The sequence below is a fragment of the Sphingomonas sp. genome (genome assembly GCF_965227385.1).
Lineage (GTDB): Bacteria > Pseudomonadota > Alphaproteobacteria > Sphingomonadales > Sphingomonadaceae > Sphingomonas.
Genome location: NZ_OZ245750.1, coordinates 534,401 through 554,780 on the forward strand (window position 1 = coordinate 534,401; position 20,380 = coordinate 554,780).

At 67.0% G+C, this 20,380-nt stretch carries 20 protein-coding genes and 1 tRNA gene; 13 read left to right on the forward strand and 8 right to left on the reverse strand.

Annotated elements, in window-relative coordinates; all coding sequences use genetic code 11:
• Positions 1-39: 39 nt before the first annotated feature.
• The 3 genes from ACO05N_RS02530 to purC all read left to right on the forward strand — a co-directional run bounded on the left by ACO05N_RS02530 (position 40) and on the right by purC (position 2,894).
• The gene (locus ACO05N_RS02530; protein WP_422055632.1) at positions 40-909 is read left to right on the forward strand and encodes a hypothetical protein; all 870 of its coding nucleotides are present in this window, start codon (positions 40-42) and stop codon (positions 907-909) included.
• Between the two features lie 335 nt (positions 910-1,244).
• Positions 1,245-2,015, forward strand: coding sequence for a hypothetical protein (locus ACO05N_RS02535; protein WP_422055633.1), 771 nt, complete (start codon positions 1,245-1,247; stop codon positions 2,013-2,015).
• Positions 2,016-2,111: 96 nt separating this feature from the next.
• Positions 2,112-2,894, forward strand: a complete 783-nt coding sequence (gene purC, locus ACO05N_RS02540) for a phosphoribosylaminoimidazolesuccinocarboxamide synthase (RefSeq protein WP_257843451.1) — start codon at positions 2,112-2,114, stop codon at positions 2,892-2,894.
• Positions 2,895-2,937: 43 nt separating this feature from the next.
• Here purC and ACO05N_RS02545 read toward each other — a convergent pair whose 3' ends face one another.
• On the reverse strand, positions 2,938-3,102 hold the full coding sequence (locus tag ACO05N_RS02545; protein WP_422055634.1) for a hypothetical protein: 165 nt from the start codon (positions 3,100-3,102) through the stop codon (positions 2,938-2,940).
• Between the two features lie 133 nt (positions 3,103-3,235).
• Here ACO05N_RS02545 and purS point away from each other — a divergent pair, with 133 nt between their 5' ends.
• Genes purS through ACO05N_RS02560 form a run of 3 tightly spaced genes read left to right on the forward strand, consistent with a single transcriptional unit; the run spans position 3,236 to position 4,834 of the window.
• A complete protein-coding gene (purS, locus tag ACO05N_RS02550; protein ID WP_066662225.1) occupies positions 3,236-3,466 on the forward strand; it encodes a phosphoribosylformylglycinamidine synthase subunit PurS in 231 nt (76 codons plus the stop codon).
• Positions 3,463-4,128, forward strand: coding sequence for a phosphoribosylformylglycinamidine synthase subunit PurQ (gene purQ, locus ACO05N_RS02555; protein WP_422055635.1), 666 nt, complete (start codon positions 3,463-3,465; stop codon positions 4,126-4,128). Before purS ends, purQ begins: the two co-directional genes overlap by 4 nt.
• Positions 4,073-4,834: a Crp/Fnr family transcriptional regulator gene (locus ACO05N_RS02560; RefSeq protein ID WP_422055636.1), complete on the forward strand. Its 762-nt coding sequence runs from the start codon at positions 4,073-4,075 to the stop codon at positions 4,832-4,834. Before purQ ends, ACO05N_RS02560 begins: the two co-directional genes overlap by 56 nt.
• A gap of 57 nt (positions 4,835-4,891) precedes the next feature.
• Here ACO05N_RS02560 and ACO05N_RS02565 read toward each other — a convergent pair whose 3' ends face one another.
• The 3 genes from ACO05N_RS02565 to ACO05N_RS02575 all read right to left on the reverse strand — a co-directional run bounded on the left by ACO05N_RS02565 (position 4,892) and on the right by ACO05N_RS02575 (position 6,463).
• Positions 4,892-5,296 carry a hypothetical protein gene (locus ACO05N_RS02565; RefSeq protein ID WP_422055637.1) on the reverse strand — a complete coding sequence of 135 codons (405 nt, stop codon included), beginning with the start codon at positions 5,294-5,296 and terminating at the stop codon, positions 4,892-4,894.
• A gap of 66 nt (positions 5,297-5,362) precedes the next feature.
• Positions 5,363-5,713 (reverse strand): hypothetical protein, encoded by a 351-nt coding sequence (locus tag ACO05N_RS02570; RefSeq protein ID WP_422055638.1) that lies wholly within the window; start codon positions 5,711-5,713, stop codon positions 5,363-5,365.
• A 3-nt stretch (positions 5,714-5,716) separates the two neighbouring features.
• A complete protein-coding gene (locus tag ACO05N_RS02575) occupies positions 5,717-6,463 on the reverse strand; it encodes a queuosine precursor transporter (protein ID WP_422055639.1) in 747 nt (248 codons plus the stop codon).
• Positions 6,464-6,585: 122 nt separating this feature from the next.
• Here ACO05N_RS02575 and ACO05N_RS02580 point away from each other — a divergent pair.
• The 6 genes from ACO05N_RS02580 to ACO05N_RS02605 all read left to right on the forward strand — a co-directional run bounded on the left by ACO05N_RS02580 (position 6,586) and on the right by ACO05N_RS02605 (position 12,400).
• Positions 6,586-6,662: transfer RNA gene (locus ACO05N_RS02580), tRNA-Arg, on the forward strand.
• 40 nt (positions 6,663-6,702) lie between these two features.
• A complete protein-coding gene (locus ACO05N_RS02585; protein ID WP_422055640.1) occupies positions 6,703-7,866 on the forward strand; it encodes an alpha-hydroxy-acid oxidizing protein in 1,164 nt (387 codons plus the stop codon).
• Positions 7,867-7,975: 109 nt separating this feature from the next.
• Positions 7,976-8,965 carry a glycoside hydrolase family 5 protein gene (locus tag ACO05N_RS02590; protein WP_422055641.1) on the forward strand — a complete coding sequence of 330 codons (990 nt, stop codon included), beginning with the start codon at positions 7,976-7,978 and terminating at the stop codon, positions 8,963-8,965.
• On the forward strand, positions 8,962-10,089 hold the full coding sequence (locus ACO05N_RS02595) for a hypothetical protein (RefSeq protein ID WP_422055642.1): 1,128 nt from the start codon (positions 8,962-8,964) through the stop codon (positions 10,087-10,089). Before ACO05N_RS02590 ends, ACO05N_RS02595 begins: the two co-directional genes overlap by 4 nt.
• Positions 10,090-10,142: 53 nt before the next feature.
• Positions 10,143-10,916: an aldose 1-epimerase gene (locus ACO05N_RS02600; RefSeq protein ID WP_422058691.1), complete on the forward strand. Its 774-nt coding sequence runs from the start codon at positions 10,143-10,145 to the stop codon at positions 10,914-10,916.
• Positions 10,913-12,400 carry a tryptophan halogenase family protein gene (locus ACO05N_RS02605; RefSeq protein WP_422055643.1) on the forward strand — a complete coding sequence of 496 codons (1,488 nt, stop codon included), beginning with the start codon at positions 10,913-10,915 and terminating at the stop codon, positions 12,398-12,400. The genes ACO05N_RS02600 and ACO05N_RS02605 overlap by 4 nt, the downstream gene beginning before the upstream one ends.
• Position 12,401: 1 nt before the next feature.
• Here ACO05N_RS02605 and ACO05N_RS02610 read toward each other — a convergent pair whose 3' ends face one another.
• Genes ACO05N_RS02610 through ACO05N_RS02625 form a run of 4 tightly spaced genes read right to left on the reverse strand, consistent with a single transcriptional unit; the run spans position 12,402 to position 19,091 of the window.
• Positions 12,402-14,861, reverse strand: coding sequence for a glycoside hydrolase family 3 N-terminal domain-containing protein (locus ACO05N_RS02610; RefSeq protein ID WP_422055644.1), 2,460 nt, complete (start codon positions 14,859-14,861; stop codon positions 12,402-12,404).
• Positions 14,858-15,958, reverse strand: coding sequence for a tryptophan 7-halogenase (locus ACO05N_RS02615; RefSeq protein WP_422055645.1), 1,101 nt, complete (start codon positions 15,956-15,958; stop codon positions 14,858-14,860). The genes ACO05N_RS02610 and ACO05N_RS02615 overlap by 4 nt, the downstream gene beginning before the upstream one ends.
• Positions 15,955-17,460 carry a tryptophan halogenase family protein gene (locus tag ACO05N_RS02620; RefSeq protein WP_422055646.1) on the reverse strand — a complete coding sequence of 502 codons (1,506 nt, stop codon included), beginning with the start codon at positions 17,458-17,460 and terminating at the stop codon, positions 15,955-15,957. Before ACO05N_RS02620 ends, ACO05N_RS02615 begins: the two co-directional genes overlap by 4 nt.
• The gene (locus tag ACO05N_RS02625) at positions 17,457-19,091 is read right to left on the reverse strand and encodes a glycoside hydrolase family 43 protein (RefSeq protein WP_422055647.1); all 1,635 of its coding nucleotides are present in this window, start codon (positions 19,089-19,091) and stop codon (positions 17,457-17,459) included. Before ACO05N_RS02625 ends, ACO05N_RS02620 begins: the two co-directional genes overlap by 4 nt.
• A 134-nt stretch (positions 19,092-19,225) precedes the next feature.
• Between ACO05N_RS02625 and ACO05N_RS02630 the strand changes: the two genes are divergently transcribed.
• Complete coding sequence (locus ACO05N_RS02630; RefSeq protein ID WP_422055648.1) at positions 19,226-20,365, forward strand: fumarylacetoacetate hydrolase family protein; 1,140 nt, start codon at positions 19,226-19,228, stop codon at positions 20,363-20,365.
• The last annotated feature ends 15 nt before the right edge of the window (positions 20,366-20,380 follow it).

Sequence of the window (20,380 nt, forward strand, 5' to 3'; positions counted from 1 at the left end):
TGCCCTATCGTTCCGGCCACGGACCGCAGGGGGACTCGAATGCGAATCGTGGCGGCATTGCTGGCAATCGTTGCGCTGGCCGGGTGCGAAAGCGCGCCCAAGAAGGATCAGGACAAGATCAGCAACGAAGCCGTCGCGGCGCTGACCGCGACCGGCGGGGCGTTCGACTATCGCTATGCGTACAAGGTGCCGGGCAACCATGTGAAGGCGGTGGTCGAATCGCACGCCGCCGGCTGCGACAAGCTTGGCCCGGCGCGGTGCCGCATCCTGTCGCTGCGCTATCGCGTCGACGAGGCGAACCGGATCGCCGCGACGCTGACCTTCCGCATCGACCCGTCGATCGCGCGCAATTTCGGCGAGGCCGCAACCAAGGTCGTGGTCGGCGGCGGTGGTGCGCTGGTCGAGACCGAGATTGCCGGAGCCGATGCGACGGCGAGCGCACGATCGAACGCGCTGGTCGGGCGGCTGCGCGACCAGCTCGCCAATGCCAGGGCAGGCAACGATCCGGTGCAGCAGGACCGGGCGCGGCGATTGCAGACCGCGCTCGACGTCATCGCGGAATCGGAGGCCGATGGCGGAGAGACGATGGCGACTGCGCCGGTGCTGATCACCTATGCCTCCGGCACGCCCGCGCCGGGCCTCAACGGATCGGCGGATGCCAGCTTTCGCGACGCGGGGAACAAGCTGGTGACGTCGGCCGCGGGGATCGCGCAGGTACTGGCACCGGTCGGCCCGTGGCTGTTGCTGATGGTGGTCGCGGTGCTGGTGCTGCGCCTGCTGATCCACGGCACGGGCGGCGCGCCGGCCCCTGCGGGGATCGCGAGCGAGGACGACTATCGCGAGCAGGGCGAGCCCGATCGACCCAATGCGATCCAGCGCTGGTTCAATCGGGACGACAATCCGGGCTGAGGCACTTCACTGGCTGGACACATGCGGCGCGGCCACCGGCTGCGACGCATTTTGTCGTTTTTGGGGCAAAGATCAATTGTAGTTCGATCAAGCTACTGATTCCAGGCGATATATGACGCAGCCGGAATATGGCGAAAAAGTGGCATTGCTCAAACCCCTGTGATGTGATGTGTTATCACGGCACGTCCGGATGTGCCGCAGCGGCGTCAAACGGAGCCGCGAACAGGAGGTTGCCTATGCATTGGAAATCGGGTTCCGCGCTCCTCATGCTATCGGTTGCTGTTGCCGCGTGTTCCGCGCCGCAATCGAGCGCCCCGTCGTCCGAGAGCGCCGGGATGGAAACGTCCGATGCCGCCGAGCCACCCGCCGGCGTCGCGGTTACCGCCGCGCCGGGCGTTGCCTTCAACTATCGCTATGCCTTCAGCCTGCCCGCCCAGCGCGTTGCCGCCGCGCAGGAGACGCATGCCGCCGCGTGCGAGAAGCTGGGCGTCGCGCGGTGCCGGATCACCGGGATGCGCTATCGCCTGACCGGCGAAAATGCGGTCGAGGCGATGCTGGCGTTCAAGCTCGATCCCACGCTCGCTCGCGCGTTCGGAAAGGACGGGATCGCGGCGATCCAGCAGGCCGAAGGGCGGCTGGTCGATGCCGAGATCACCGGGACCGATGCCGGCGGAGAGATCGCGCGGCTGGCCGGTGAGCGCGCGCGGGCAAGCGACTCGCTCGCGCGGATCGACCGCGAGCTGGCGCGCACCAACCTGTCGGCCAGCGAGCGCGCCGAACTGCAGCGCCAGCGTGCCGATCTGGTGGCACAGATCGAGCAGGTGCAGAGCGCTTCCGGGGCTCAGCGCGAGTCGCTCGCCAACACGCCGATGACCTTCGATTATCGCTCGGGGCCGGCGGTGCGCGGGTTCGACGCCAGCGCGCCGCTCAGCAGCGCGCTCGACCTGCTCGCTGGATCGGCACAGGCGACGCTGGCGTTCGTCCTGGGTGCGCTCGCGATCCTCGCGCCGCCGGGGCTGGTGCTCGGGCTCGGCCTGCTGATCTGGCGCTGGCTGCGCCCGCGCATCCGCCGCGCGACGCCCGCCGCCATTCCGCCCAGCGATTGATTGCACGGCGGGTCGGCTTTCGATATAGGCCCGCCCCTACAGCCCCGGCGACGCGCGACCGTGCCGCCGGGGCACCGCGTTTCTGAAGGACCCCCTATGGCACGCCGCCGCCAGATCTACGAGGGCAAGGCCAAGATCCTCTACGAAGGCCCCGAACCCGGCACGCTGATCCAGTATTTCAAGGACGATGCGACCGCGTTCAACGCCCAGAAAAAGGGCACGATCAACGGCAAGGGCGTGCTCAACAACCGGATTTCCGAGCATATCTTCACGTTGCTCGGCAATATCGGCATTCCGACGCACTTCATCCGCCGCCTCAACATGCGCGAGCAGCTGATCCGCCAGGTCGAGATCGTCCCGATCGAAGTGGTGGTGCGCAACGTCGTCGCCGGATCGCTGGCCAAGAAGCTTGGGATCGAGGAAGGCACGCCGCTGCCGCGCACGATCATCGAATATTATTTCAAGGACGATGCGCTGGGCGACCCGCTGGTCACCGACGAGCATATCCTGTGCTTTGGCTGGGCGGCTCAGGAAGAACTGCACGACATGGCCGACATGGCCATTCGCGTGAACGATTTCATGTCGGGCCTGTTCGCCGGGATCGGCATCCGCCTGGTCGACTTCAAGCTCGAATTCGGGCGGATCTTCGACGAGAACGGCTATGCCCGCATCATCCTGGCCGACGAAATCAGCCCCGATGGCTGTCGCCTGTGGGACATGGCCAGCGGCGAAAAGCTGGACAAGGACCGGTTCCGCCGCGACCTGGGCGGCGAAGTCGAGGCCTATCAGGAAGTCGCGCGTCGCCTCGGGCTGCTTCCGGAGGGCGCCGATTCGGCGGTGCTGGACCTTGAGACCCACCGCAAGAAGCGCGGGAAATAATGATTGGTGATCGGCCCCGCTGCGGCGGGGCCGGCCCCTACCCCTACCCCTTTGCCTTCAAGCCCGCGATGATGCCGAAGATGAAGGAACAGATCAGCGCGATCTGAACCTGCCCGCTCGGGTCGCTCCACCCGAAAAATTCTCTGCCGAACGCGGCCAACGCGACGAACAGGGTAATCGCCAGAAATGCCATCACGCCCAACTCCATGGCACCGGGTTCCGCCCCCGCGGCGGCGACTCGGCAAGGCCGAGTGTCGCGCGCGACGGTAAATGGGCGATGAAATCTTGAACCCGGGCGCGCATCGGCCCATAGGGCGCGGCAAATCCCCGGAGGAATTCCCATGAAGCTGCGCATCGTCGTCACCCTCAAGAACGGCGTGCTGGACCCGCAGGGCAAGGCGATCGAACACGCGCTCGGCTCGCTCGGCTTTGCGGGCGTGGGCGAGGCGCGGGTCGGCAAGCTGATCGAACTGGACGTCGCCGACGATACCAGCGACGCGGACATCGACGCGATGTGCCAGAAGCTGCTCGCGAACACCGTGATCGAAAACTATCGGGTGGAAAAGCAGTGAAGACCGCCGTCATCGTCTTTCCCGGATCGAACTGCGACCGCGACCTGGCGGTGGCGATCGAGAGCGTGACCGGGTCCAAGCCGGCGATGGTCTGGCATGGCGAGAGCGAGTTGCCCGACGGCCTTGGCCTGATCGCGCTGCCCGGCGGCTTTTCCTATGGCGATTATCTGCGCTGCGGCGCGATTGCGGCGCGCTCGCCGGTGGTGCGCGCGGTGGTCGATGCGGCGAATCGCGGCGTGCCGGTGATCGGCATCTGCAACGGGTTCCAGGTGCTGACCGAAACCGGCCTGCTGCCCGGCGCGCTGATGCGCAATTCCGGCCTCAACTTCGTATGCCGCGACGTCGCGCTGACGGTCGAGAACAGCCAGTCGATCTTCACCAGCCGCTATGATGCGGGCGAGACGATCTCGATCCCGGTCGCGCATCATGACGGCAATTATTTCGCCGATGCCGCGACGCTCGACCAGCTTGAGGGCGAGGGGCGCGTGGCGTTCCGCTACGCCAGCGACGTCAATGGCAGCGCGCGGCAGATCGCGGGCATCGTCAATGCCGGCGGCAATGTGCTGGGCATGATGCCGCATCCCGAACGCAAGATTGAAGCCGCGCATGGCGGCAGCGACGGCCGCCGCTTGTTCGAAGGGCTGCTCGAAGCAGTGGCGTGAGGCGATGAGCAGCCCGGCCCCGATCGTTTGCGACACCTGTCCGGTCGCCGATCGCGCCGTCTGCTCCGCCTTGTCGCCCGACGATCGCGGCGAGCTCGCGCGGATCGGGCATCACCGCCGCTATGCGCGCGGGGAGACGATCGTTGCGGCGGGCGATAGTGCAACGGTGTGCGCGACCCTCACGCGCGGCGCGGCGAAGATGTCGACCATCGACCGCGACGGGACCGAGCGAATCGTCGCCTTGGTCCACCCGGCAGGCATGCTCGGCCAGCTGTTCGCACCGACCGCGACGCTTCACGTCACCGCGCTGACCGACAGCGAGGCATGCCTGTTTCCCGCGTCGCATGTCGCCGCATTGAGCGACGCGCGCCCGGCGCTGGCCCGACGCCTGCTCGCTGAAGTCAGCCGCGAGCTGGACGAAAGCCGCGCGCTGATCGACCTGATTTCGAAACGTCAGGCCAAGGGGCGTGTCGCCGCGTTGATCCTGGCCTTTGCGCGCGCGGCGAGCCCCGCACCGTGCCACGCTGCCGACAGCTTCGACCTGCCGCTGACGCGTGGGGAGATGGCGCAGCTGCTGGGTATCACGATCGAGACGGTAAGCCGCACGCTGACGGCGCTGGAGGACGGCGGCATCATCGCGCGGCAGGGCAGCCACGGCATTGCGATCTTGGACCGTACTGCGCTGGACGACCTCGCCGCGGCCTGAACGCCAAAAAGCGCGGGCGAGCCATCGGCTCGCCCGCTGTGAGGTGAGGGTTCGTATTCAGACCGAGAAGCGGATCACGGCGACGATCAGGCCCCAGATCATCAGCATGACCGGCATGATCATCACCTGCACGGTCGCGCCGCCAGCGCCGAGATGGCCCGATCCGGTCGGCAGCCCCTGCGCTACGAAATCGGCGAAGCTCGGCGCGCGTCCCTCGCCCGGCGCGATGCGCGCCCACCAGCCGGGGACAACGAACGCGGCGGCAAGGAACACGCCGAAGATCACGAACGGGATCGCCAGCCCTTTTTCTCCGAACGCCGCCCACATGATGCCGAGATAGGCGAAGAAGCCCGCAAACACGCCGACATGCAGCGCGGGGTGCAGGTCGAACACGTGCGCGCCACGGGTGCGCGGCATCGACGTCGCCTGAACGAATGCGGTCTGGTGCAGCGGCATGTTCATCGTCGGTCTCCTTTGTCGGGAGCACGATGCGCGGACTGAGGCCGGTCCGCTTTGCGATATGTCAAATCAGGCGGGATCGGATGGCGCCGCGTCCATGCTGGGGTGCCCGAGCAGACGCGTCGTGCGCGCGAGGATCACGATCGCGGTCGGCCACAGCATCGTGTTCCAGAGATCCTGCCAGTAATAGGCGAGGCGCAGTCGACGGCCGGAGGCGAGGGTGTCGCGGATGTCCCAGGCCTCGCCCACCAGCGTGATCGCGATTGCCACGGCCCAGGGCTTCCAGCTGCGCAGTGGCCAGCGGAAGATGAGCGCGGCGGCGAAAAAGACGATCAGCCCGACATGAATGTGCAAGCCGTCGCGGGCGAGCCCGGTCCAATCGACCAGCCATGATTTCGTATCCTGAAATATGCTGAGCACCGCTTACACGCGCGTGCGGAACGGGGTGAAATCGGTACCCTCGTCGAACACGTCCACGCCCTCGCGCCGCTTCAGGAAACCGACCACGGCATAGGTGACGGGGGTCAGGATCACTTCCCAGCTGACCTTGAGCACCCATTGCGTCACCAGCACCTTGAGCACCAGATCGTTGGTCCAGCCCGCCGCGCCCCAGAAGGCGAGCGGGTAGAAGATCAGGCTGTCCACCCCCTGCCCGACAAAGGTCGATCCGATCGTGCGCGCCCACAGATGCTTGCCCCGGGTCCAGATCTTCATCTTGGCCAGCACGAAGGAATTGACGAACTCCCCCGCCCAGAAGGCGACGACCGAGGCGAGCACGATGCGCGGCACCTGGCCAAAGATCGCTTCATAGGCGGGCTGGTTGGTCCAGTCCGGCGCGGGCGGGAGCGCGACGACAACCCACGACATGAATGCCATGAACAGGGTCGCGACGAAGCCGGTCCAGATCACGCGGCGCGCACGGGCGTAGCCATAGACCTCGGTCAGCACGTCGCCGATGATGTAGGAAATCGGGAAGAACAGGATGCCGGCGCCGAACGGCCACCACACCTCCCAGAACGGAATCCAGATCTGCGCCACCTTGCCCGCGCCGAGGACGTTGGACAGCAGCAGGATCGCGACGAACGCCGCCATCACATAATCATAATAGCGGAACTGTCCGCCCGCGACCTGCGCCGCGTTGATCCGTGCCGGTCCTGCCCCGTCGCTCATCGCATTCCCCCGGTTGCCGCCGCGAACTATGATCGCGGTTTTCGCGCCGCGCAATCCGCGGCGGTTTGAGGCACCGAAGCTGTTTAAGCGCGCCGAAACATGCGCTAACGGGTCCTGCATGCGCGCCCGTAGCTCAGTTGGATAGAGCACGAGCCTTCTAAGCTTGGGGCCGCAGGTTCGAATCCTGCCGGGCGCGCCAGCCATTCCGCACAAGGCGGAAGGACCGGGAGGGGGACGCGATGGCGCATTTCGGCGACTATCAGCATGCGATCTATGGCGCAGGACTGCAGGGTGTGCTGCCGACGATCCCGGTCGATTTCGCCAGCCTGGAGAAGCGCGCCGAGGCGGCGATGGCGCCCTCGCTGCTGTCCTATGTCCAGGGCGGGTGCGGGGACGAGCAGACGCAGCGGGCCAATGCCGATGCCTTCCGCCACTGGGGCATCGTGCCGCGGATGATGGTCGATTGCTCGACCCGCGACCTGTCGGTCGATCTGTTCGGGATGAAGCTTCCCTCCCCGCTGTTCATGGCCCCGGTCGGGGTCGCCGGCATGTGCACGCAGGACGGGCATGGCGACATCGCCGCCGCGCGCGCCGCCGCGGTGACCGGCGTGCCGCTGACCGTCTCGACGCTGACCAACGATCCGCTGGAGGACGTTGCCGCCGCGATGGGCGACACACCGGGGATGTTCCAGCTCTATACGCCCAAGGACCCCGAACTTGCCGCCAGTCTGGTCAGCCGCGCAGAGGCGGCGGGGTACAAGGCGATCGTGGTTACGCTCGACACCTGGGTCACCGGCTGGCGGCCGCGCGACCTCAACACCGCGAATTTCCCGCAGTTGCGTGGGCATGTCCTGTCCAACTATTGGTCCGACCCGCGCTTTCAGAAGATGCTGGACAAGCCCGTGGCGGAGGATCCGCGCGCGGCGGTGATGACCTGGGCCGCGACGTTCGGGCGCGTGCTGACCTGGACCGACATGCCGTGGCTGCGGTCGCTGACCAAATTGCCGATCGTGCTAAAGGGGATCTGCCACCCCGACGATGCGCGCCGCGCGATCGATGCGGGGGCGGACGGCATCTATTGCTCCAACCATGGTGGGCGTCAGGCCAATGGCGGAATCGCCGCGATCGACCTGTTGCCCGATGTCGTCGCAGCGGCGGGCGATGTGCCGGTACTGTTCGATTCGGGCATTCGGTCGGGCAGCGACGTCGCCAAGGCGCTGGCGCTGGGCGCGACCGCGGTCGGCGTCGGCCGCCCCTATTGCTACGGCCTCGCGCTCGGTGGTGCCGAGGGCGCGGCGCATGTGCTGCGGTCGATCCTTGCCGAGGCCGACCTGCTGATGGCGGTCGATGGCTTTCCAACGATCGCGGCGTTGCGCGAAGCTGGCGCAAAGCGGCTGGGCTAGGCGCCAAACGACGCGCACAAAAGCCCGATTGACCAGCGTTGTCTGATAGCGCTACCAATCATCCACCAAACGGCCCGTCAGTGGTCGGAATCGTTGAGGAGAGATGCGCATGATCGGCCCATTGGCGCTTGCCGCCCTGTTGTCCGCGACGCCGCAAGCGGTGCCGGCGCGTACCGACAAATTGCCGGTCGGCATCTGCATCAACATCGGCAACACGTTCGAGCCGCCGGCCGAGTCCGCCTGGGGTGGCAAGCCGCTGGCCGATGACGACATGGCGATCATCGCCAAGGCGGGGTTCAAGACCGTGCGCCTGCCCGTCCGCTGGGACACGCATGCCGGGCCGGGGCCGGACTTCAAGATCGACGAAGCCTATATGAAGCGCATCCGCACCGCCGTGGAACAGGCGCGCGCAGCGGGGCTCAACGTCATCCTCAACAGCCATCATTTCGAGGCGATCCACAAGGATCCGCTGGGCAGCGCGCCGCAGTTGGCGGCGATGTGGCGGCAGATCGCGGCACGCTTTGCCGACATGCCCCGCGACCATGTCTGGTTCGAGGTCGAGAATGAGCCGCACGAGAAGTTCGACAACAAGAACCTGATCGCGGTGATCACCCCGGCGCTGAAGGCGATCCGCGAGACCAATCCCGATCGCCCGGTCATCGTCGGCGGCGAATTCTGGAGCGGGATCGACAGCCTGGCGACGCTGCAGTTACCCGACGATCCCCATGTCGTCCCGACCTTTCACTATTACGAGCCGTTCGACTTCACCCATCAGGGCGCGACCTGGGTCAATCCCGCGCCACCGCTGGGGCGCACCTATGGCACCGCCGAGGATGTGCTGCGCCTGAAGCGCGATGTCGAGAAGATCCGCACCTATATCGCGCGCACCGGCAAGACGCCGTTCATGGGCGAGACCGGCGCACACACGACGACCAGCCTGGAGCAGCGCGTCGCCTATCACCGTGCGGTTACCGCCGCATTCGGCCCGATGGACATCGGCATGTGCACATGGGCGTACAGCAACACCTTCCCATTCTACGACAAGGAGAAGAAGCAATGGCTTCCGGGTCTGCGCGGCGCGATGGGGCTGCCGGAATGAAGCTTGGTTTGATCGCGGCGATGGCGCTGACCGCGCTGACTCCCGCTGTCGTGGTGGCACAGGACCAGCCGACCGCCGAGCTTCAGGCGCTCGACGATGCGCTGCCCGGGACGCTCATCAACGATCCCTCGCGGATGGACTGGGCCTTTTACGGCGCCGAGCAGAAGACGAAGAACGTCCAGGACCCGTCGATCCCCGGCGGCGGTGCCGCTGTACGGGTCGATGTGCCGCGCGCGGGCGCCAATATCTATGACAGCGGCGCGAACGTGCCGATCCGACGCGGCATCGCGGTCGGGCGCGACGTGACGGTCGCCTTCTATGCCAGGACCGTGAAGTCCGAGGCGCCGGGCGGCAAGGGCAAGATCGGCGTACGCTTTCAGCAGAATGCCGCGCCCTATGCCGGCTTTGGCGATACCGTGCTCGACATCGGCAGCGAATGGGCGCTGTACGAAGTCACCGCGCGGTCGGACAAGGCACTGCCGAACGGCCAGGCGGTGGTCGGCCTGCAGCTGGCCGGGGCGAAACAGGTGATCGAGATCGGCCAGGTCATCGTGGTCGAAGGCGCGACCAGCATCCGCACGACGAAGCGTGTCGAGGCCGCCGCCGCGCCCGACCCCGAGCTGCCGCCTCAGCTGAAGGACAAGGGCAAGCTGCTCAACGATCCGGCAAATCGCGACTGGGGCTTTTACGGCGCGGAGCAGACGACCAAGGCGACTGTGACCAATGTCTATGGTCGCGTCGGTACGTTGTTCAGCGTCGCCAATGCCGGAGCCGCGGCCTATGCGTCGGGCGCGAGCGTGACGCTGAACGAGGAGATCAAGGAGGGCGATATCCTGCTGGTCGCGGTGCTCGCGCGCACGCTGTCGGCGGCGACCCCGGATGGCCAAGGGATGCTGTCGGTGCGCATCCAGAAGAACGCTGCACCCTATGATGGCTTCCTCGACAAGCCGGTGCAGGTCGGGCCGAACTGGCGGCTCTATCAGTTCCGCACCCAGGCCCCGATGGACATCGCCAAGGGCGCGGGCCAGCTGTCGATCCACACCGGCGCCGCGCGGCAGGAGATCGAGATCGGCCCGGTCTATGTCATTCGCGAAGAAGCGGTGCTGACATCGTCGCGCAACTGACCCTTATTGCCGGGGCAGCGCGCGCGGCGGTTGCCCCGGCGCTGGGCGGCGCGCTGACCCTATGGACCATCGACGGCCAGCCGATGCTGCGCACGGCATCGGCGGAGGCGATCGCGGCGCACGATCCCCTGGGCATGGCGAGCTTTCCGCTGGTGCCCTATTCCAACCGGATCGCCGATGCGCGGTTCGGCTGGGCGGGACAGACCCACGCGATCACGCCGAATTTCCCGCCCGAGCCGCATGCGATCCATGGCATCGGCTGGACATCGGAATGGGCCGTGCGGGAGGCGCGCGATGATCGCGTCGTGCTGACGCTCGACCATCATGGCGATGCGCGCTGGCCCTTTGCCTTTGCGGCCGAGCAGGTCGTCGACCTGACCCCGGACACACTGACCGTGACGCTGAGCGCGCAGAATCGGGAGGCGTTCGACGCGCCGCTGGCGTGCGGACATCACCCCTATTTTCCGGCAGCGGGTGCGCGGTTGCGCTTTGCCGCGGAGCGGCGCTGGCCGCCCGATGCGCGCATGCTGCCCCGCGATCCGGTCGAGATCGCCGATCGGGAGGTCGATTTCGCGGTGGCCGAACGCACGCTCGACTGCGCCTTTTCCGGATGGGACGGGATCGCGAGGATCGTCTGGTCGGAGCGCATGCTGCAGATCGAGTCCGACGTCGATCATGCGGTGGTCTACACCCCGGCTGGCGCCCCGCATTTCTGTATCGAGCCGGTCGCGCACCTGCCCAACGCGCTGAGCGTCAGGGTCGCGCCCGGTGAGAGCCATCGCGCGACGATGCGCCTGATCGCGCAAGCTGCTAGTTTCGGCGCATGACCGCCGCGCCCGTATCCAGCATCGTCATCGTCGGCGGCGGCACCGCCGGGTGGATGGCCGCCGCCGCCGCCGCGCGCTTCTTAAGCGATGGCCAGCGCCGCATCACGCTGATCGAGTCCGATGCGATCGGCACGGTCGGGGTGGGCGAGGCGACGATCCCGCCGATCCGCGAGTTCAACCACCGGCTGGGCATCGACGAGCGTGATTTCGTCCGCGAGACCGGCGCGACGATCAAGCTGGGCATCGAATTCGTCAACTGGGGGCAGGTCGGTGACCGGTATCTGCACCCGTTCGGCGAACTGGGGCATGATTTTCAGGGCGTCGCCTTTCACCAATATTGGCTGAAGCATCGTATCGGCGCGCTGGAGGATTACTGGATCGCGGCGCAGGCGGCGCGGCGCGACCGCTTCGCCCACCCCGCCGCCGACCCGCGCTCGCCGCTGGGCGGGATGGCCTATGCCTATCATTTCGATGCTGGCCTCTATGCCGCGTTCCTGCGCCGTCGTGCCGAAGCCGGGGGCGTTGCGCGGGTCGAGGGCAGGATCGGCTCGGTCGAGCGCGATCCCGCAACCGGCCATGTCGCCGCTGTGCTGCTCGACGACGGGCGCCGCATCGCGGGTGACTTTTTCATCGACTGTTCGGGGTTCCGCAGCCTGCTGCTGGGCGACGCGCTGGGGGTCGGCTATCGCGACTGGTCGCACTGGCTGCCGTGCGATCGCGCGATCGCGGTACCGTGTGAGCGCGTCGATCCGCTGACCCCGCTGACGCGCGCCACGGCGCATGAGTTCGGCTGGCAGTGGCGCATCCCGCTGCAGCATCGCACCGGCAACGGCATCGTCTATGCCAGCGCCTTCGCGAGCGAGGAGCGTGCGCGCGAGACCTTGCTCGCCCATCTCGACGCACCGGCGACGGCGGAACCGCGCGGTCTTTCCTTCACCGCCGGGGTGCGGGAGCAGCAATGGGTCGGAAATGTCGTCGCGCTGGGCCTGTCGGCCGGCTTCATCGAGCCGCTCGAATCGACCAGCATCCACCTGATCCAGACCGGCATATCGAAGCTGATGTGGCTCTTCCCCGATCGCAGCATGGGCGCTGCCGGGCGCGATGAATATAACCGGCTGATGCACGAAGCGTACGAATATGTGCGCGACTTCATCGTGCTGCATTACAAGGCGACGCAGCGGCGCGACGGCGAACTGTGGCGTCATGTCGGCGCAATGACGGTGCCGGACAGCCTGGCCGCCAAGCTGGAATTGTGGCGCGAGCGCGGGCGGATCCGGCGGTACGACCATGACCTGTTCGGCGTGCCGAGCTGGGTCGCGGTGCTGCTGGGCCAGCATATCATGCCGGAGGGCTATGACCCGCTGGTCGATTCGATGGACGATGCGCGCGTGACCGCAGCGATGCGCCAGATCGCCGCGACCTATGCCGATGTGGCCGGGAAGCTTCCCGGCCATGCCGACCAGATCGCGGCGATGCTGCGTTAGGTTACGGGCAGGCGATCACGCGGTCGGCCGCCGTTCCCAGCGCGACGCGCGACAGGCTGAAGGTGAATGCCCCTGCGCTGCGCAGCATGAACGGTGCCTCGACGCGGCCGAGATTCGCGCCGCCCTTGGCGAAGCATTTGAGCGGGACGCCATAGCTGACCCATTCGCCGGGTTTCGCGCTCTCGACCGGGGTCGCGCGTACTGCGGCATTGCCCAGGCGGAAGCTGAGCGCGCCGGCAGGCTTGGCGTCGACCCGCATCGTCGCGACCAGCATCACGTCGCCATTGGTTTCGCGCGTCAGGTCGAGCGGGGCCTGGGTCGCGATCGCGACATCGGCGTTCCCCGATGCGATGGCGAAGCGGCGCGCGCCTTCCTGCACGACATGATCGACCGCGGTCACGCGAACGCGCCCGCTCGCCGCGACGGCCGGGACCGTGGTGATGCGCGTCGAATCCGCCGGATCGCCGTAGACGAGCAGCGACCAGGATGCGGCGGGCACGCCGCCCGCGAAATAGACGTTGCCCGCGTCTTCCGCCGGAACCTCGCTATCCTCCGACAGCGACTTCCAAGGCACCGCCCCACCCGCCAGCGTCAGGCCGTAGCCGAACGGGAAGAGCGTCGGGCCATCGGCGCGCGCGGTGGCGGGCCAGGCGACGGGCAGCTTGCCGGTGAAGTCATAGGGCGCCCGGCGATCCTTGCGCTGGACCAGCAGGTCGGCGATTCCTGCCCCTTCCGACCCCGGCAGCCATGCGACGACGAAGGCGTCGGCGACGTTGAGCTCCGGGTTCATGAACAGCGGGCGGCCAGTGACCATCACCGCGACGACCGGGATCCCCTGTGCCTTGAGCTTCTTCATCGTCTCATAGGGCTTGCGCAGTTCGGGGCGCAGCTGGAGCGTTTTCAGGTCGCCCTGGAACTCGGCATAGGGGGTTTCGCCGAACACCACGATCGCGACATCCGGCTTCTTCGCGAACGCGCCGTCCGCAACCAGCTCGGCGCTGCCTCCGGTCGCAGTGACGGCATCCTGCAGTCCCTTCCAGATCGAGGTCGCGCCGGGAAACTGCTCGTTCTTCACGCCGGTGCCCTGCCAGGTCAGCGTCCAGCCGCCCGACTGGCGGCCGATATCATCGGCGGCATCGCCCGCGACCAGCACATGCGCGCCCGCCTTCACCGGCAGCAGCGAACCGTTGTTCTTGAGCAGCACCAGCGACTTGCGCACCGCGTCGCGCGCCACCGCGCGGTGATCGGCATGGCCGAGCAGCGACCAGTCGCCCGAATATTTGCGCGCCGAGGGCTTGCCGGCCTCGAACAGGCCGAGCCGCATCTTGACCCGCAGGATGCGCGCGACCGCATCGTCGAGCCGCGCCATCGGGACTTCGCCCGACTTCACCTGCGCGACCAGCGAATGCCACAGCGGCTTCCAGCTGTCGGGTGCCATATACATGTCGAGCCCGGCATTGACCGCCTTGGGGCAGGAGGCGTTGGTGCAGCCTTCGACCTGGCCGTGCGCGTTCCAGTCGGAGACGAGGAAGCCGCCGAAATTCATTCGGTTCTTGAGCACATCGGTCAGCATCCCCTTGTGCCCAGTCATCTTGGTGCCGTTCCAGCTGGAGAAGCTGACCATCACCGTCGCCACGCCCTGTTCGATCGCGGGGACATAGGGGGCGCCGTGGATGTCGCGCAGTTCGGTCTCGGTGATCCGCGCATCGCCCTGATCGCGCCCCTCATGCGTGCCGCCATCGGCGAGGAAATGCTTGGTCGAGGCGATGACATAGGGGCCGGAGAGCAGGTTCGTTCCAGCACCCGGCCCCTGCAGCCCGCGCACCATCCGCTCCACATAGGAAGCGACGAGCTTGGGGTCGGACGAATAACCCTCATAGGCGCGGCCCCAGCGGAAATCGCGCGGGACGGTGACGGTCGGGGCGAAGGTCCATTCCTGCCCGGTCGCCCGGATCTCGAGCGCGGTGGCCTGCGCGATCTTCTCGATCAGGTCGGGATCGCGCATCGCGCCGAGACCGATATTGTGCGGGAACAGCGTCGCGCCGATGATGTTGCTGTGGCCATGCACAGCATCGGTGCCCCAGATGATCGGGATGCCGACGCGCCCGCCGCTCTTGTCGACCGAAGCTTCGTAGAACTCGTCGGCCAGCTGCAGCCATTTCGGCGCAGCGGCAAAATCGTCGCCATAGGGACCGCTGCTGCCGCCGTTGAGGACCGAGCCGAGATGATAGGTGCGGACGTCCGCCGGGGTGACGCTGGCGATGTCCGCCTGGACAATCTGGCCGACCTTTTCCTCGACGCTCATCTTCGCGATCAGCGCCTTGATCTTCGCTTCGACAGCGTTGTCCGTCTGCTGCGGCCAGGCCGGGCTTGGCCAGATTTCGGGGTTCACCGGGCTTTCCTGCGCAGCCAGCGGCGCGGCCAGCGCGGCGCCGAGCGCCAGGAGCATCAAACGCTTCATCTATTCTTCTCCATGATGCGAATCATTTGGTCGTGCGGAACGGCGCGGGCGGTCGGGTCGATGCGCGCGGGGCGAACCCCGCGCGCGAACCACCAGCCCACCCATTCGCCTGGGGTAACGGGATCGCCGTCGCGATAGGGAATGCGCCCGCGCGCGGCAAATCCGGCGCGCAAGGCAGCGAGATCGTCGCTCGCCAAAACGCACCAGCGTTCGCTCGCCCAGTCGACCAGGCGCCGGTGCGCGATTGCGGTACGCCGGTTATACTCGGCCGCCTCGCGCGCGCTTGGCTCGGCATGCGGCATGAATTCGATCGCGCGCAGGATATCGGCATGCGCTGCCGAAAGCGCATGGCCGTCGAAACTTTCAGCGACAAGCGCCGCATCGCCGAGCGCAATGGTCCGGCCGAAGCGTGGCGCGGGATGGCGGCCGGGCGGCAGCCCTGTTCCGCGCGTCAGCCGCCAGCCCCAGGGCGGTGTCTGCCAGTCCACCGCGCCGTCGACGATCGTCACGGACTCGCCCTCGGGAGCACCTGCCGCGATCGGCTCGGCAACGAGGTTTGGCAGTGGAGCGCTCAGCCAGTCGGCTCCCGGCACCGTGCAATCGAGCAGCAGGTCGGCCGCATCTGCCTCACCCCGGACGATGCCCAGCGCCGCCGCCATTTCGGCAAGCAGCGCGGCATAAGCGGGCATGTCGAAGCGCACACCGAACGGCGCGGCCCCGGGCCCGGTGAGCACAGCCCAGCCGGGCGTCGTCTCCGGCCGCTCGGTCAGGCTGCGGAGCCATAGCTGGTGCAGCGCAACACCCTCGACATGCGGGATCGCGCCCGGCGCGCCCAGTTGTTCGCCGTTCAGCGTCACGCGATGGATCGCAACCGCGCCCGTGCGGCGGATGAACAGCTGGCGGTCCAGCCCGATTGCGCGGTGAAAGCCATCGATCGCCAGCGTCGCCGCGCCGATCCGGTCGAGCAGCGAGCGGGGATCGGCCGGCCGCTCGACCAGGGTGATCCGCGCGGCGGGCAGTGCGCGACGAAAGGCGATGGCGGCGGACAGCGCGACCACGCCGCCGCCCAGCACCGCAACGCCGGCCGGGCCGCTCACGCCGCCCCCCATGCGCCTTGTGCGCGCAGTGCCGCTTCATGGTCGGGCATCGCAGCAACCCGGCTGCGGATCGTGTCCGCGATATCGTCGAGCGCGCGCCTGAGCGCCGGAGGTGCGGGGTTGTCGGCGCGCGGATCGTGGCGCTGCGGTATCATCCCCTGCCCCAGATAGACCGCGACCCAGCTGGGTTCGAGGAACAGGCCCTCGCCATATTTCTCGATCCGTCCGGCTTCACGCCACAGCTCCAGCTTGCCGGCGAGGGTGTCGGGCAGGTCCATCGTGCGGACATGGTTCCAGAAGTCCGAATCGTCGCGTGTCGTGGCGTGATAATGGAGGATCAGGAAGTCGCGGACGCGGTCATATTCATAATCGACCGTGGCGTTGAACGCGGCGCGATCGGCGGGGTCGATCCGCCGCTCCGGGAACAGCTCGATCAGCCGCATCACCGCCACTTGCGCCAGATGGATGCTGGTCGATTCGAGCGGTTCAAGGAACCCGCTGGCGAGGCCGATGCTCACCACATTGCCGACCCAGCTTTCGCGCCGCCGTCCGGCACGGAAGCGCAGGATGCGCGGATCGGCGAGCGGCGTTCCCTCGACCGCGCCGAGAATCGCATCGCAGGCCGCGTCGTCCGACAGGAAATTGCTGGAGAAGACGTAGCCGTTGCCGACGCGATGCTGGAGCGGGATGCGCCAGCGCCAGCCAGCTTCCATCGCGGTGGCGCGGGTATAGGGTTCGATCGGCCCGGCAGGCGAGGTCGCGGGCAGCGCCGCGGCGCGATCGCACGGCAGCCAGTGCGACCAGTCCTCCCACGCCGCATCCATCGCCCCGCCGATCAGCAGCCCGCGAAAGCCCGAGCAGTCGATGAACAGATCGCCCGCAACGCGCTCCCCGCTGTCGAGCACCAGCTCGATAACGTCTCCGCTCTCCCCGTCGCGCTCGACCCCGGTGACGCGCCCCTCGGTCCGGGTGACGCCGCGCGCCTCGGAATAGCCGCGCAACATGGGGGCAAGCCGGGTGGCATCGAACTGATAGGCCCAGCCATAGCTGGTCGACAGAAAGTCGCCGTCGGCCGGGGGCAGCGCAAAGCGGTTGGCGCGCGCGGCGACGATCGGGAGCGAATACGCCTCGATCGAACGCGCGCTGCCCTCGGCGCGGGCGCGTAGCCAATAATGGTGGAACCCCACTCCCGCGAGGTCGACGCCATAGGCGCCGAACGGGTGGATATAGCGGTCGCCGATCTTGCCGAAATCGCGGAAATCGATCCCCAATTTATAGGTCGCGTTGGTCGCGCGCATCATTTCCGCTTCGGGAATGCCGAGCCGCTGGAGAAAGGCGCGCAGGTGCGGGAGGGTCGCCTCCCCCACCCCGACGATGCCGATTTCCTCCGATTCGATCAGGCGCACGTCCGCAACGCCGGGCAGGAAGCGCGCGAGGGCGGATGCGGTCATCCACCCTGCGGTTCCGCCCCCGACGATAACGACGCGCACCGGATCGATCATGGCGTTCCCGACGCCGCGTGGGGCCCGACCACCAGCCCCATGAACAGGCCAGCATGGATCGTCGCGAGGCGCGAAACGTCGATTTCTCGGGCGATGCTGCGCCATGCGGTGTCACCGACCGGGCGCCATTCGGCCTGCGCGGTCCCCGCATCGAAGCTCAGCTTCAGCTCGACATTGGTCGCGCCGCCGCGCGGGACCGACGCGATCATGACGCCATTGTCGGGCTCGTCCTTGCCGGTGCGCCGCCGCACAATCAGCTTGTCGCCCTCAAGCCCCACGAACATCAGATGATGTTCGTTCGCGACGGCGAGCAGCCCCGCGCGCTCGGACGCGCTCTTGGGATCGAACGACACGCGCGTCGTCCAGCTCGCCTTGGCATGGCGCATACGCTTGCCGAGATAGCTTGGCTGGGCGAGCGCACCCGCCGCAATCGGGCGCGCGTCGAGCGTCAGCGCGCCATCGGCGATCCGCCACCACGGCGCTCCTTTGGGCGTGCGCAGCATCATCCAGTCATCGCCAAGCTTCGCCGCGTGGAATTCCTCGCGCCAGTCACGCGCTTCGCCGGGCGAGGCGGGCAGGTTCGGCCGCGCGACGCTGGCAGGCAGCGGAGTGCGCGCCGGCAGGATCGATGGCCAGCCATCCTTCCATGTCACAGGGAGTAGAAAGGTCTCGCGACCGATCAGTGTTTCCTGTCCCCGGAACGGCCGGGTGGCAAGGAACACCGCCCACCAACTGCCATCGTCGAGCTTCACGAAATCGGCGTGGCCGGTCGCCTGGACGGGGTTCGGGCGATCATCAGGCAGGTCGCGTTGCGTGAGGATCGGGTTGACCGGACCGGGCGTGTACGGGCCGGTCAGGGTGCGTGAGCGATAGATGGTCTGCGAATGCTGGTCCGCCGTACCGCCTTCGGCCGCCAGGAGATAATACCAGCCATCGACCTTGTAGATATGGGGCCCCTCCGCCCAGATCGGCTTGGTCGACGGGTCGACGCCCTTGTCGACCAGCAGGTGGCGCGGCCCCTTCATCTTGAAGGTGGCAAGGTCGATTTCCTGCATCCACAGTGCGCGGTGGCCGTCATATTCGGGCGGTCCCGGCGGCGCGTCATTGTTGACGATCCACGCGCGCCCGCCCTCGAAATAGATCGACGGATCGATCCCGCCGAAACTCAGCCAGTGCGGCCCGCTCCACGGCCCCGCCGGATTTTTCGCCGTCAGCATGAAATTGTCGCGGCATCCGACACAGGTGTTGAGGATGTAATAGGTGCCGTCATGATACTCGATCGTCGGCGCGAAGACACCGCGGTCGAGCGCCAGCCCGCTGAAATCCAGCATCTCGGGACGGTCGATCGCATTGCCGATCTGCCGCCAGTTGACGAGGTCCCGGCTGTGATAGACCGGGATGCCCGGGAACCAGGCAAAGGTCGAGGTGACAAGGTAGAAATCCTGCCCCACCTTCACGATCGACGGGTCGGGGCGGAAGCCGGGGAGCACCGGGTTCGCGAACGCCCCCGCGGGGAGCGCAGGTAGCGCTGACTCCGCCGCATAGCTGACGAAATCGAATCGCGCCGTACTCTGCTGCGCAACAGCAGGCGCAGCAAGCAGCATGGCCAGCAATGGGGCAAAACCCTTCATTTCGCTCCTCTCCTTACTTCATCGCACGGCATTCCCGCGCCTGCACCGACGTTTTTTCCGCGCGATGCTTGACACCTCCATAGGAGCATGATGTTAGCGCTATCAAGAGCAATGATGTCGGAGGGGTAAAAGCGATGGCGGTCTCGCTGGCTGGGATATTGCCGGACGATTGGCGGACTGGCCGCTTCCTCGGAAGGATCGATCTGGGCGATGGCCCGGTGCCGGTGCTGATCGCCGATGGCGCCCTGTTCGACCTTACCCCGCATGCCGCAACGGTTGCCGGCGCGATCGATCGTGGCCTGACCACACCCGAATTCGGGCGGCGGATCGCCGATCTGGACGGATCCGATCCGCATCTGCCGGAAGCCGCGACGCTGCTCGCGCCGATCGACCTGCAATGCATCAAGGCCGCCGGGGTAACCTTTGCGGTCTCGGCGATCGAGCGCGTGATCGAGGAGCGTGCACGCGGCGACGCCAGCCAGGCGGCGGCGATTCGCGGACGGCTGGAGGAGCGGATCGGGGGTGGCATCCGCTCGGTCGTTCCAGGTTCTGACGAAGCAGCGGCGCTCAAGGCCGCGCTGATCGAAGACGGCATGTGGTCGCAATATCTGGAAGTCGCGATCGGCCCGGATGCGGAGATCTTCACCAAGTCGCCGGTGCTCTCGGCCGTCGGCCATGACGCGCCAATCGGGGTGCGGTCGGATTCGAGCTGGAACAATCCCGAACCCGAAATCGTGCTCGCCATGTCGCGTCGTGGCGAAGCGGTCGGCGCGATGCTGGGCAACGACGTCAATCTGCGCGACTTCGAGGGACGATCGGCGCTGCTGCTGGGCAAGGCCAAGGACAATACCGCGTCCTGTTCGCTCGGTCCGTTTATCCGCCTGTTCGACGACGGATTTACCATCGACGATGTGCGCAGCGCCGATGTCGCGCTGACGATCGAAGGCACCGACGGCTTCAGGCTGGAGGGGACAAGCCGGATGAGCGAGATCAGCCGTGACCCGCTGGAAATTGCGCGTCAGGCAATGAGTGAGCATCATTATCCCGACGGTTTTGTCCTGTTCCTCGGCACCCTGTTTGCGCCGACCCAGGATCGCGACGTGCCGGGTGGCGGGTTCACGCACAAGGTGGGCGATCGTGTGACGATCTCGTCGACCCGGTTGGGCACGCTCGGAAATACGGTGACGACGTCGAAAAATGCCCCCATATGGGAAATTGGAATCAGCATTCTTGTTCGTGACCTAGTGCGTCGCGGACTCGCCGACCGGATTTGAACTTTGAACTGCAGG